At 56.1% G+C, this 13,685-nt stretch carries 10 protein-coding genes; all 10 read right to left on the bottom strand.

Features of this window, described 5'->3' with window-relative positions:
- Positions 1-83 precede the first annotated feature (83 nt).
- The 10 genes from WG934_RS01445 to WG934_RS01400 all read right to left on the bottom strand — a co-directional run bounded on the left by WG934_RS01445 (position 84) and on the right by WG934_RS01400 (position 13,085).
- On the bottom strand, positions 84-431 hold the full coding sequence (locus WG934_RS01445) for a DUF2516 family protein (RefSeq protein ID WP_339976853.1): 348 nt from the start codon (positions 429-431) through the stop codon (positions 84-86).
- A 2-nt stretch (positions 432-433) separates the two neighbouring features.
- Positions 434-1,189: a hypothetical protein gene (locus tag WG934_RS01440; protein WP_339988421.1), complete on the bottom strand. Its 756-nt coding sequence runs from the start codon at positions 1,187-1,189 to the stop codon at positions 434-436.
- 128 nt (positions 1,190-1,317) lie between these two features.
- Positions 1,318-2,697 (bottom strand): DUF445 domain-containing protein, encoded by a 1,380-nt coding sequence (locus WG934_RS01435; RefSeq protein ID WP_339988419.1) that lies wholly within the window; start codon positions 2,695-2,697, stop codon positions 1,318-1,320.
- 119 nt (positions 2,698-2,816) lie between these two features.
- Positions 2,817-3,215, bottom strand: coding sequence for a hypothetical protein (locus WG934_RS01430; RefSeq protein WP_339976847.1), 399 nt, complete (start codon positions 3,213-3,215; stop codon positions 2,817-2,819).
- A gap of 57 nt (positions 3,216-3,272) precedes the next feature.
- Positions 3,273-4,022, bottom strand: coding sequence for a succinate dehydrogenase/fumarate reductase iron-sulfur subunit (locus tag WG934_RS01425; RefSeq protein ID WP_339976845.1), 750 nt, complete (start codon positions 4,020-4,022; stop codon positions 3,273-3,275).
- Complete coding sequence (locus tag WG934_RS01420; protein WP_339988417.1) at positions 4,022-6,022, bottom strand: fumarate reductase/succinate dehydrogenase flavoprotein subunit; 2,001 nt, start codon at positions 6,020-6,022, stop codon at positions 4,022-4,024. The genes WG934_RS01425 and WG934_RS01420 overlap by 1 nt, the downstream gene beginning before the upstream one ends.
- A 22-nt stretch (positions 6,023-6,044) precedes the next feature.
- On the bottom strand, positions 6,045-6,785 hold the full coding sequence (locus tag WG934_RS01415; RefSeq protein WP_339976841.1) for a succinate dehydrogenase cytochrome b subunit: 741 nt from the start codon (positions 6,783-6,785) through the stop codon (positions 6,045-6,047).
- Positions 6,786-7,193: 408 nt separating this feature from the next.
- The gene (locus tag WG934_RS01410; RefSeq protein WP_339978705.1) at positions 7,194-9,569 is read right to left on the bottom strand and encodes a glycoside hydrolase family 65 protein; all 2,376 of its coding nucleotides are present in this window, start codon (positions 9,567-9,569) and stop codon (positions 7,194-7,196) included.
- A gap of 305 nt (positions 9,570-9,874) precedes the next feature.
- On the bottom strand, positions 9,875-10,663 hold the full coding sequence (locus WG934_RS01405) for an HAD family hydrolase (RefSeq protein WP_339976839.1): 789 nt from the start codon (positions 10,661-10,663) through the stop codon (positions 9,875-9,877).
- A 214-nt stretch (positions 10,664-10,877) separates the two neighbouring features.
- Positions 10,878-13,085, bottom strand: a complete 2,208-nt coding sequence (locus WG934_RS01400; protein WP_339976837.1) for a malate synthase G — start codon at positions 13,083-13,085, stop codon at positions 10,878-10,880.
- Positions 13,086-13,685 lie beyond the last annotated feature (600 nt).

Genomic DNA, 13,685 nt, shown 5'->3' with positions numbered 1-13,685 from the left:
AAGAGCCTGTCCCCGCCGCATTGTCGCGGTCCGGGACAGGCTCTTTCGTGTTGTTGGGGTTAGCTGATTAGCTGGTTAGGCCTTTACCAATTGCCCTGTGCGTTGGACAGAATGTCCTTGATCTGTGGTCGCACATCCAGCCAGTAAATACCGGTCAGCACTGCACCAGCGATGATTGGAATGCCCATCATCATCCAGCCGAGCCCCGGGACGATGAGGAAAAACGCAGAGCCACCGAGGATTGCGGCCCACACTCCCTTGCTCTTCCGGTCTGCTGCGGTGAAGGCATCCGGCCGAGTCGTCGCAACGAAAATGAGGCCAACCAACGCTGCAACTCCAACCCCCATAGGGAGGATGACGCGGAAGAAGAAGTTGATCCACACATATGTGATCGCCAGTGGATCGCCTTCTAGTGGTGGCAGCGCAAACATTCTTACTTATTCTCCTCCGAGCCTGTGCCTGGATTATCCTGGTCAGACTCATGGTCCTTCATGGTGCCCTCGGGCTCGACGAAGTCGGCCTCTGGCATATCTGCATCAAATTCTACGTTGTCTGCGTCTGCAGCAGAAGTAGCGGCTGCCTTGCGACGCTCAGACATCGCCTCCCGCTCCTTTCGGAACGACGCAGCCATTTGTTCAGTCATCTCGGCCAAGCGGCCCAGTACAGTCTCGACCGACTTCGTAATTTCCTGCTCGTCGACCCGGCCCTTCAGTTCGTCGCGCAGCTTGTTGCCAAAGGACTCACCCTGGCCTACGAACTGGCTGTAGCGCGCCGAGAACGCGTTCATTGCATCGTTGATGCCATTCTCCAGCTCGTCGCGCACCGAATCCGAAGAGGTGCCATTAGCCTTCGCCTCAGCTCGCGCCTTGTTTTTCTCTTCCTTCGCTCGAGCCTTGGCTTCCTTCGCCTGCTCCTTAGCCTTGGCCTTTTCTTCAGCCGCGGTCTCGCTGTCCACCAGCTCTGCATCCACGATGCCGGCGGTGGCATCCTGATGCTCATCCGTCACGGAAGCGCCAGCATCTGTCACATCCGCAGCAGTACTCTGGTTTCGCTTGACGACGGACGTCACCATATCTTCAGCGACCTCACCAAAGATTTCGAGTGCATGCATGCTCGCGCCGAGCCATGCATAGAAAGGAGTCTTCAGTTCTCCCAGCTTGCGACGGAGTTCATCATCGCGTTCGTTCATCGCTATCCCAATCTTTCGAATTGTGTGAAGCAGAATGGTTCATAAAAACACTGGACCGAATCGCAGCCCTCGTAACCGCAGGCTACCTGCTGCCCCGGATTCACGCTGACCGATATGCAAACAACTCTCTAGCCGAACAACAGCGTCGATACTGTGTAAATGGTGAGACCAGCCAACGAGCCAACGACAGTGCCATTGACGCGAATGAACTGCAGATCACGTCCCACCATCAGTTCGATCTTGTCTGCTGCTTCGTCGGCATCCCAACGCTCTACGGTCTCGGAAATGATCGACGTAATCTCCCCGGCATAGTTTTCGGCCAAGAACACGACGGTCTTCTCCAAGCGCAATGCCATATTTTCTCGCAATGCAGGATCATTGTTGATTCGATCACCGTAGTTCGCGACGGTTTCTGCAATCTTTGTGCGCAGCATCGAGTGTGGATCTCGAGCAGCCTTCACAAGGTTCGTTGAGGCAGAATTCCAAATCGCACCTGGAGCTGCTTGTACCGCACGCGATTCCAGCAACTCCTGCTTTAGTTCCTCGACCTTTGCCATTGTCTTCGGGTCTTCTTGCAAATCCGTCGACAGCTTATTCAAGAAATTCCGCAGTGCCTGGCGCGCTTCATGATCCTTGTTTGATTGGACATGCCATGTCCATTCCACCAGCTCCCGGTGGACGCGATCCCCAATCATGTCATTGACAAACGATGGCGCCCATGTTGGTGCCCGCTCCCCCACCATCCGGTCAATGAGTGGCTGCGAGTCCTTCGCCTTCCGATGCAACCATTCCGCCAACTGCTGAATAATCGGCTCTGTCTTTCCCTCATCGATGAGCTGTTCCAGCACGCGCCCCGCAGGAGGTCCCCATTCGGGCTTCGCCACCTCATCGATGACTGCAGCTTTCAATACTGCTTCCGCATCCGCAGGATTCACTGCGTCAAGAGCATTACCCATGAACTTGCCGACGTGCGCCGATACGGCATCTGCATTGCCTGGCTCCACCAGCCATTGCCCCACACGGGTCGGGACTTCAGCTTTCCGCACCTTATCGACGATCAACGCTGGGTTCAGGAAGTTGTCCCCCACGAACTGCGCCAACGACGCACCAACCTGATCCTTCTTGCGACGAACAATCGCCGTGTGCGGAATTGGGATGCCCAGGGGATGCCGGAACAGGGCAACCACAGCGAACCAGTCAGCCAGAGCGCCCACCATGCCGGCTTCTGACGCTGCACGCAGATATCCAACCCATGCTGCGGGAAGCTGGCCATCCGAAGCAGCATCAGCCTCTAACCAACGACAGAAGAAGTACACAGCCGTTGCGATGATCAAAAGCGAAGTTGCAAAAGCCTTCGACTTGCGAAGCTGTGCACGCTTCACAGCCTCTGTTTCCGCGGACGGCCCCGGTACCGGCAAACTTCCCCCTTTAGAGGGGGCAATGTCGGACTTGGCGAGCGTCGTCACGCCAGCGCCCGTCGAGGTAGACAATTCTTGTGCAGAGTCCATACCCACAATTATGGACGAAAATAGGAAAGAACCCCCATCGCGCTCTCGGGTGAAAAGCGCCATAGGGGTTCTGGGAGGTGCCGGTTGTTTAGCGCCGGCCAAACTCTGGGGTCACTGGGCTAGTGGTGACCGCCATGCTCCTTCACGTATGCCTTGTAACGGCGACGGCCGATAGCAATACATGCAATTGCTGCGACATCCATGACGATAGCCAGGATCAGGCCACCCCAGAGGAATACCGCAGGGTTGAAGCTGCCTGCAACATAGTCACGGTCGGCAACAGCCTGACCGGTAGCTACTGCAGCAATTTCGTGAGCCGATGCGCCCGTGTCGAAGAACATGGTTGCACCACCGAAAATGGCGATACCCCATGCAGCCAAGGAGGCAAGGAAAAGACCCATGCCGATCCAAGTGGTGCTTCGATGCAGGGACGAGTACTCGGCATTCATGCTCTGCGGGACGTAGCCCTCGACGAAGTGCTCTTCGCCTGGGTACCGCTTAGCGACGGCATTAGCCATAATCTGAATCCTTCCTTAGAGCCCCATTAGCTCCAATTAAGTCTAGACGAACTAGGCCTAATTGTCCTTATTCCGGAATGCAGCACGTGCACGTTCCTTGGTGATCGCTGCAACAGCGGTCAGCGGGACGCCAGCTGGGCAGACATCCGCACATTCACCGAACAAGGAGCATGGACCGAAGGTGCCTTCGATCGAGTCCACCATCTTGCGAGCACGCTTGCCGCGCTCTTCCTTGCCCATTGGGAGCAGGGACAGGTGGACCAGCTTCGCGCCGGTGAACAGGTGAGCAGCACCGTTAGGGCATGCTGCGACACATGCACCACAGCCGATGCAGGCTGCGTGGTCAAGTGCGTACTCTGCGATCTCGTGGTTGACGTGCAGGGTGTCAGCGTCTGGAGCAGTACCAGCCATGACGGACACGTAGCCACCCTGCTCCATTGCGCGGTCAAGCGCGGAACGGTCGACGACCATGTCGCGAATGACTGGGTATGCAGCCGAACGCATTGGTTCGATCTTCAGAGTGTCGCCATCGTTGAACTGGAACAGTCGCTGCTGGCAGGTTGGGGTGTTCTTGCCTGGTCCGTGTGGACGACCATTGACGTTCAGACCACAGGTGCCACAAATACCTTCGCGGCAGTCAGAAGCGAACGCGAATGGCTCCTTGCCAGACTCGACATACTTAGAGTTGACATGGTCCAGGAGCTCCAGGATGGACATCTCCGGAACAGCGTCATCTACCTCGACGCTTTCGAAGTGCCCCTCCGTCTGTGGGCCGGCCTGGCGCCAGATCTCAAGGTGCAGTTTCATTACTTGTAATTCCTTGTCATGAGCGGGACGGCTTCGAATGTGAGTGGTTCAGCATGGCGAATGAATTCGTTGCTCTTCAAATCCCATGCAGGACCGTTATTGCCACGCTCCCATGCGGAAACGAAGCACCAGTTGTCGTCGTCGCGCTCAGCTTCGCCGTCTTCAGAGATGTGGTCGTCACGGTAGTGAGCACCACAGGACTCGTCACGGTCCAGAGCATCGACGCACATGAGCTCGCCGAGGTCGATGTAGTCGGCGACTCGAGCTGCGTACTCGAGCTGCTGGTTCATTTCTTCCTTGCCACCTGGGATGAACAGGTCAGCCCAGAACTGCTTGCGCAGTTCGCGAATTTCCTGAATACCGCGAGCCAAGTCTTCCTTGTTACGAGCCACACCACAGTCGCGGTACAGGATCTCGCCCAGCTGACGGTGGAAGAACTCTGCACCGTGGGTGCCACCAATGCTCATCAGCTTGTCGATGCGTGCCTGCGCACGGTCGACTGCAGCCTGAGCCTCTGCGGAGTCCTCCGCAAGGCGCTCAGTGCCAAGCATTGGCCCAAGGTAGTTAGGAACCGAGAATGGCAGGGTGAACCAGCCATCTACCGATGCCGAGAGCAGGGAGTTTGCACCCAGGCGGTTTGCGCCGTGGTAAGTCCACGAGCACTCGCCACCGGTGAACAGGCCTGGGATGTTCGACATCTGGTTGAAGTCGCTCCACAGACCACCCATGGTGAAGTGGCAAGTAGGAGCAATACGCATTGGAACTTCGTATGGATCCTCACCAATTGCTTCCTCGTACATCTGAATGAGGTTCGAGTAGCGTTCCTTGATGGTGTCCTTGCCCAAACGCTGGATAGCGTCACGCAGGTCCAGGTACACGGAGTTATTCAGTGGTCCAACACCGTAACCAGCATTAATCTGCTGGGAGTTAGCACGAGAAGCAACGTCACGTGGAACCAGGTTGCCGAATGCTGGGTAACGACGCTCGAGGAAGTAATCGCGCTCTTCCTCAGGAATGTCGTTAGCTGGGCGCTCGTCGCCCTTCTTCTTTGGCGTCCAAATACGTGCGTCGTTACGCAGGGACTCAGACATCAGAATGGTCTTCGACTGCCACTCAGCGTTCACAGGCAGACCAGTTGGGTGGAACTGAATGAACGATGGTGAAGCAAAGTATGCGCCCTGGTCGTACGCACGCATGATTGCGGATGCGTTCGAGTTAATTGCCAGGGTGGACATGTGGTACACGTTGCCGTAGCCGCCGGTACCCAGGATAACTGCGTGAGCAGTGTGAGCCTTGAGTTCACCGGTGATGAGGTTACGGAACACTGCACCCTGTGCGCGACCGTCCGCAACGATGAGATCAACCATCTCGTTGTGGGTGAAGATCTCGACGTTTCCAAGACCAATCTGACGCTGCAGAGCCGACGTGGTCGACAGCTGCAGCTGCTGGCCCGTCTGGCCACGGGTGTAGTAAGTACGGGAAACCTGGACACCACCGAAGGAACGGGTTGCCAGTGCGCCACCGTATTCACGAGCGAATGGTGCACCAATAGCGTTCAGGTGGTCGATGACGCGTACGGACTCGTCAGCCAGACGCCAGCAGTCGTTCTCGCGGCAGCGGTAGTCGCCACCCTTAACGGTGTCCTTGACGTGGCGGTAGGAACCGTCATTATCAACCTTCTTGCCACGAGCGGAGTTAACGCCACCCTGCGCAGCAATAGAGTGCGCACGGCGTGGAGCATCGTGGTACGTGAAGACCTTAACGTCGTAGCCGAGCTCACCGAGAGCTGCAGCAGCTGCACCTGCAGCTAGGCCAGTGCCGACGACGATGATGCGGAACTTACGACGGTTCAGTGGAGAGACCAGGTTGTAGTGGTCCTTCTGGTACTCCCAGTGATCTCGCATCGAAGCCTTGACACCTGGGGAGTTGTCGGTCAGAACCGAACCCAGTACAACGCCTTCGACGGAGCTTGCAGGAGCCTGAAAATCAGTGTTGCTCATTTGTGTAATACCCCTCTTAGCCCTAGGAAACCAGGCCGGTCAGCACGGAAACAGGGATGATGATGTTGCCGACGACGACCAACAGTGGGATCAGGCCGGACAGGAACAGCAGAACCTTGCGCCAGCGCTTACCCGTGATACCCAGGTCAGACGTTGCGGTCCACAGACCGTGAGACAGGTGCATCAGCAGTGCAAGCTGGGCAATGATGTACCAGATTGCAACAACTGGGCGGGAGAACGACGCAATTACGTTTGCGTATGCCGCACCGTGAGCGAAGCTGTCAGGAGCAACAGCTGCACCGATGGTCAGGTCCAGGATGTGGAAAACGATGAAGGCCAGCAGCACAATGCCGGTGACAATCATGGTGCGAGCAGTAAAGGTATTCCAGCTCGAGATCATGCCCTTGCGGCGGAACTTACCGCGGGACTGATGTGCACGAGCAGTCAGTGCAAATGCTCCGTAAACGTGCAGGATTACTGCAACAAGAAGAACAATGCGGAAGATCCACAGCACGCCTTCCTGTGGCACAGCTGGAGCACCAACAGTGCGGAGGAAGGTTGCGTAGGCATTGAAGTGCTCTGCACCCGTGAAGATCTTCAAGTTGCCGAGCATGTGAACAAGTACGAAGAGCCCGAAGAGAACGCCGGTAACGGCCATCACAAGCTTCAGGGCCCAGGACGGGAACTTCGGAAGCTCGCGAAGCGGCTCCGTATTAATTTTTCCGTGAGCGATTGCGTCACGGTTGGAACTAGTAACAGTCATGGCACCTCCAGTGTCATTCTTCACTTTAAAGTCCCTAAGTGTCCTATCACCATTTATCCCCCATTCGGGTGGTGGATTTCACAGCTTTTCCTGCGACTTTGTCAAGAAATTCTCAGGTAAGGGAACCCTGAACAAACACGGTTACTAGGCAACCGGCGTTTTCCAGCCCCTTCCCCACCCCACTACGCAAAAATGCATGTCGCACAGTTTCCGCTTACGTGCCGACGACAGTCAGCAATGCATTCTTGCTAATCACACTGTTAGCCCGGACAAAACAGAAACCGCTACTCATCTTCGTCGCAAAGCTGAAAGCGACTGTAGAGTGGCGGTTTCCTTTTCCATCTTCGCTGGGCTATATACCTGAGCCGTCAAGGTTTGTGGAGAAACCCACGCATTTGAGGGCGATTCTCAGTTTTTGATCATCACCGTCATTGGTTCGTTGGTGACGATGACCTCGTGTCCAGCGACATCGATAGGTCCGAGTGCCTGATCACCATCTTCCAACACCACTTCGACTGCGCGTCGACGCACCGTCACACGAACACGGCAGCCATGAATGGTGACGCGGTAGGTAAGCCCCTCCCACTCGTCGGGCAGGTTCGGATTGATGGAGAACTTACCGTCATAGTCACGGAAACCACCGAAGCCATAGACCAGCGACTGCCAGACACCGCCGGCGGACGCGACGTGCACGCCATCGGACGTGTTGCCATGCAGATCGGCGAGGTCGACATAAAGACCGCGAAGGAAGAAGTCCATCGCCTTATCGTCGTAATTGAGCTCTGCCGCAATGATCGACTGCACGACGGCAGACAATGATGAGTCGCCTGTGGTCAATGGATCGTAGTAATCGTAGTCCGCCCGCTTTTCTTCGGTCGTGAACTGATTACCCATGAGGAATAACGCCAATACGACGTCTGCCTGCTTGATGATCTGGTGCCGGTAAATAGTCAGTGGGTGGTAGTGCAGAAGCAGTGGACGCTTAGGCCCCACTACCGGGTCATCGAGATTCCAGCGCTTACGCAGCAAGAACTGATCGTCCTGCGGGTGGATGCCCAATTCTTCGTTGAATGGGATGTACATCTTGTCGGCAGCTTCTTGCCACTCAGCGACTTCATCCAAGTCGAGGTGATAGCGGTGGCACAGTTCTCGATAGGCTGCTGGACGTTCCTTCTCCATTTGCCGAATGACATCGGCAGCCTTGTTGAGGTTATAGCGAGCCATCACATTGGTGTACAGATTGTTGTTGACCACCGTGTTGTACTCATCAGGACCTGTTACCGAGTGGATCTGGAAATCTTCGCGGTTCTCCCCAAAGAAGCCGAGAGACATCCAGAATCGTGCCGTCGCCAAGAGCAAATCTGAGCCTTCGCGCAGCAAGAAGTCCTCATCGCCCGTGGCGTAGACGTACTTCATCATCGCGTACACAATGTCTGCATCGATGTGATACTGCGCCGTACCTGCAGCGTAATACGCCGAAGATTCGAGACCATTGATAGTGCGCCATGGGAAGAGAGCGCCGTCGTGGGCGAGTTCGTCGGCACGACTCCACGCAGCACCCAGCATGTCCCACCGGAAGCGAAGGGCATTACGCGCGAACTGCGGAGACGTATACGTCAAGAACGGAGTTACATAAATTTCCGTATCCCAGAAGTAATGTCCACCGTAACCGGTTCCGGTCATTCCCTTGGCCGGAATCCCTTGGAACTCAGCGCGTGCGGAAGCCTGAATCAACTGCCACAAATTCCATCGCACGGCCTGCTGCAATTCCGGCTTGTTGTGGATAAGGACATCCGACCGCTTCCAGAATCGCTCTAGCCATTCCTGCTGGTTCTCATGCATACCAACCAGGCCAATGCGACGAACTCGGTTCAAGGTGCGGGCACAACGGAACGCCAACTCTTCGCCACGAACATGGCGGGAGGAATGGTAAGCAACAAACTTCTCCAACCGAATAATTGCGCCCGCGGGAGCGTTGACGTGGTACAAAGCCTGCGCAGAGTCTTCCTGGGTCAGCTGCTCTGACTCGAGATACGGTTCCACACCATCGGGAGTGGTTACCGTAAACCGGTGGTCCATGCCACACGCGACGGTCATGCCCGACCGAGTGCATCGGTACGACAACGTCGAACGGTTTCCGTCTGGCGATTCCGACTGGAATGTTGGCTGCAAGACTCGCTCGGTGAGCGTCTCGGAACGACGTGGATCCAGATCGCTACCCTGAGCTGCCGACGAGTCGTGGTATTCGTCTTCGCCATCTTGGCGATTGAGGATCTGCGAGTTGATCACCACTGCCGCGTCGGAATCGAGCAGCTCGACCTCCAGAGACATGACCGCAACATGCTTTTCTTGGAACGACACCATCCGGTCGGTCGTCACGCGGACACGCTTACCGCCTGGGGTCCGCCAAATGAAGCGACGACGCAGAATGCCCTCACGGAAATCGAGAGAGCGCTCGTAGTCGTAAACATCGGCGTTGCCGAGGCGCAACGGCTCGTCGTCAATGTAGAGACGCATGGCTTTAGCGTCTGGAGCACTAATAATCGCCTGGCCTTCACGAGCCAAACCATAGGCATCTTCGGCGTGCTTAATAGGCCAAGTTTCGTGCAACCCATTAATAAAGGTGCCGTGCTCGGCGGAATCTCGTCCCTCTGGCGGATTCGCGCGCATACCAATGTATCCATTGGCCAAGGCAAAGAGCGTTTCGGACAACCCCAGTGGCATTCCGCCGGGTTTCGTTTCCACCAAGCGCCACTCGTCGACCGGCGTGACATCTCGATCCATCAGCTCTTCAGCATTGAGGTTGTGATGATGAATATCCGCACGTCCAGCATCGAAATCTCGGCGCCGTGCACGACGCTCCTCCGCAGCCTTTGACTTCGCAATTGCCTCCGGTGACAGCGTCAGCGCGTCAACATCAGCGGGATCCGCCAGCTTGCCTTCTCGGGCATCTACATTTGTCGACGAGTCCTGAGTCAAGGTTGCTCCTCCGGGTTGAGGTGGTCACTGTGATTTCAAATCTAGAGCAGAGTTCGGACTTTAGTTGCCAAGTCCGCTAAACCATTAATGGGGTCGAGGCTGAGCCCGTTTTAGTGGGCGATCAGCTCAGCAAGATCGTCGACTACGATGTGTGCCCCAGCCGCGAGGAGTTCATCGTGACCGGCACCTCGGTCGACACCGATAACAAGCCCGAAATCGCCGGCTGCACCCGCCTGAACACCTGAAATGGCATCCTCAACCACAACGGAACGCTCCACGGGTACACCAAATTCCTCGGCGGCGTGAACAAAAGTGGCTGGCGATGGTTTTCCATTCAGGCCTAGCTCGTGCGCGACTTTGCCATCCACCACAATCTCAAAGCGATTGAACAAACCAGCAGACTTCAGCACCGGCACCGCATTCTTCGAGGAACTGACCACCGCCAGGCGTGGCAGCCCCGACGAGGGCTCCCCCGGCTCCGACAGGCCTGCGCGGGCAGCAGCCAAGTAGTCCAGCAACTGAACCGAACCAGTGTAGGGATCAATCCCCTGTTCCACACGTGACAGGAAGTCGTTGTTCTTCCGAAGGCCAAGACCAGTCACCGTTTCGTCGTCAGGAGTATCGGACTCCGAACCATATGGAAGCTCAATGCCACGCGACGCGAGAATCGCCTGAATGCCCTGATCGCGACGGCGACCATCCAGATACTCAAAGTAATCCGCATCGGTGTACGGAGCCACGCCCTTGTCCGAGAAGTACTGACGGAACATATCGCCCCACGCCTGTTCGTGAATCAGAGCAGTCGGAGTAATGACACCGTCGAGATCGAAAAGGATTGCCGAGTAGCCACGAAGGTCGATGTCATTGATATTGATGCCGGAGGACGTTTCGACGGTCATATAAGGGCTCCTATATATAAGGTATCGAATCTCATTGCTGGAATTTGCCCCAAAAGGGCCGTTGACCTGCCACCACCCTAGCGGTTTATGAAGATCACTGCTGGCCATGCTTTTCGACGGCCCCCAGCAGCGCATTAGCGACTTAACATCGACGCAAAAACCCCGCCACACGGAAAAGTGTGTAGCGGGGTTCCGGGGAGAGCCTAGTCAGAAACTAGTTCTGGTCGATGCCTTCGCGCTTCTTGAATTCGAGGCGACGACGGTGCAGGATTGGCTCGGTGTAGCCGGAAGGCTGCTTGGTGCCCTCCAAAATGAGCTCCTTCGCAGCCTGGAAGCCGATCGACTTGTCGAAATCAGCAGCCATCGGCAAGTAAGCCTCATCGCCTTCGTTCTGGCGGTCAACAATCTCAGCCATGCGCTTGAGGGAATCGATGATCTGCTCTTCGGTGACAACACCGTGAAGCAGCCAGTTTGCCAAGGTCTGGGAAGAAATACGCAGGGTTGCGCGGTCTTCCATCAGGTCAACATCATTGATGTCAGGAACCTTGGAGCAACCGACGCCCTGCTCAACCCAACGGATAACGTAGCCGAGGATGGACTGGCAGTTGTTGTCGAGCTCGTTCTGACGATCTTCGTCGGACCAGTCAGCGCCTGGCTCGCCAACCTTGGCAGCGGCAACTGGGATGGTCATGAGGTCGCCGAAGGTATCGCGGCGGCCGTCGATCATCAGCTTGTCCTGAACACCGAAGACATCGACCTCGTGGTAGTGCGTTGCATGCAGTACACCACCGGTTGGAGATGGCACCCATGCAGTCGATGCGCCCTGCTTTGGCTGTCCGATCTTCTGCTCCAGAAGCTCTGCCATCTGCTCGGTCATGGCCCACATGCCCTTACCGATCTGAGCCTTGCCCTGCAGACCGTGTGCCAAACCAGCGTCCACGTTGTTGTCCTCGTATGCGAGCATCCATGGGGCAGTCTTCTGAACTGCCTTGCGGAACATCGGACCAGCGTGGATCGAGGTGTGGATCTCGTCGCCAGTACGGTCCATGAAGCCAGTGTTAATGAATACGACGCGCTCGGAAACTTCCTTGATGCACGCATCAAGATTCACGGAGGTACGACGCTCTTCGTCCATAAGGCCGATCTTCATCGTGTTCTTTTCCAGACCAAGCAGCTTCTCCACTTCACCGAACAGCTCGGTGGTGAACGCTGCCTCTTCTGGGCCATGCTGCTTTGGCTTCACGATGTAAATGGAGCCAGTGCGGGAGTTCTTACGCGCGTTATCCTGATCCAGGCCTGGGATTGCACAGATCGGGGTAATGACGGCATCCATGATGCCTTCAAAGATCTCGTTGCCGTCGCGGTCCAGGATTGCTGGGTTCTGCATCAGGTGGCCGACGTTACGAACCAAGTTCAGCGAACGACCATGAAGCGTAACTTCCTCGCCATCCAGTGAGGTGTAGGTGCGGTCGTCATTGATCTCACGGGTCAGGGTCTTGTCGCCGCGCTGGAATTCAATGCGCAGGTCGCCGACGTTCAGACCCAACCAGTTGGTGTATCCGAGAACCTTGTCAGCTGCGTCGACAGCCGCGACGGAGTCCTCGAGGTCCATGATGTTAGTAACTGCTGCTTCCAGGACGATGTCCTTTACGCCAGCCTTGTCGGTAGCACCGATTGGGGACTCTGGGTCGATCAGAAGCTGAATATGCAGGCCGTTGTGCTTGAAGTACAGGGACTCAGGCTTTGCGACGTCGCCGGTGTAGCCAACCAGCGTCTCTGGCTCACGCAGACCGGTGGTTTCCTCGCCGAGGGTTGCCTGCAGACGTCCGTCAACAATGTCGTACGAAGTGACATCGGCATGGCTGCCGTCGACAAGTGGGAGCGCCTTGTCCAGGAAGTCGCGACCCCAGGCAATAACGCGGTCACCGCGGACCTTGTTGTAACCCTTGCCACCCTTTTCAGCGCCACCGTCTTCAGGAATGGCGTTGGTGCCGTAGAGCGCGTCGTAAAGCGAGCCCCAACGTGCGTTTGCTGCGTTAATTGCGAAGCGGGCGTTCAGAACTGGCACAACCAGCTGCGGACCTGCGGTGGAGGTGATTTCGGTGTCAACGTTTGCAGTTGTCACCTGGAAGTCACCTGGGTTGTCAACGAGGTAACCGATGTCCTTCAGGAATGCCTGGTACTTCTCCTGGTCCTGTTCACCAGGGTTGTTCTGGTACCACTCGTCCAGCTTCAGCTGAAGTTCGTCACGCTTAGCGAGCAGTTCGCGGTTGCGCGGGGTGAACTTCTCAACAATGTCGCCGAATCCGTTCCAAAAAGCGTCCTTGTCTTCGATCTTGGCCGCTGGCAGCGCCTTCTCGGTAACAAAGTCGTACAGTTCCTTCGCGACCTGCAGGCCGCCGGCGGTAATGCGCTCGGTCATGAACTCTCCTCAAAGTGTTGTTTCCCGTGTGCGCGATCGCGAGAGCTCACTGCTTCCCGACGATCCGACGCACAAGGAGTATCGGCGTCAATGGTCATAACCTTATGTGATCCGCGTCTCTCACGATAGGAAAAGATCCGGACGCCCCGTCCGCCCCGATCTAGACACCCAGTGCATTCCCCCTCAAAGTGACCCTGAATACATGAATGAGATTGTTGTGATTCAGGGATAACTATCCAGCTCACACCGCAATCACCCCTGTTCAACCAGATATCTGGGGGTACCGATAACACCCCCGGAACACAAACGCCGTTAGCCACCAATCTGCGTATTAAGCGTCACCATTGACACCCCAAAGCGGGGGGATGCACTTCGCGACAACTCCATGCAAGCGACACTTCACTTACCCGCGTATGCCACTACCTGCAATTAAGCACTTGCTGTGGTTATACATCACAGTCTTCACAACATTTGCAAAAGTACTTCTATAAACCCGCTAAAATTCACACTTACTTTTGCTTGACGTATCGCAATCCGTACCCCATGATGTGAACTACAGCACGCGGAAACGGTCATCACGGATCGCCTTTCAGTTGGTTT

This window comes from Corynebacterium sp. H78, from assembly GCF_037572275.1.
Classification (GTDB): domain Bacteria; phylum Actinomycetota; class Actinomycetes; order Mycobacteriales; family Mycobacteriaceae; genus Corynebacterium.
The sequence above is the reverse complement of the archived record's forward strand: the minus strand, read 5'-3'. Positions and strand labels throughout refer to the sequence as shown.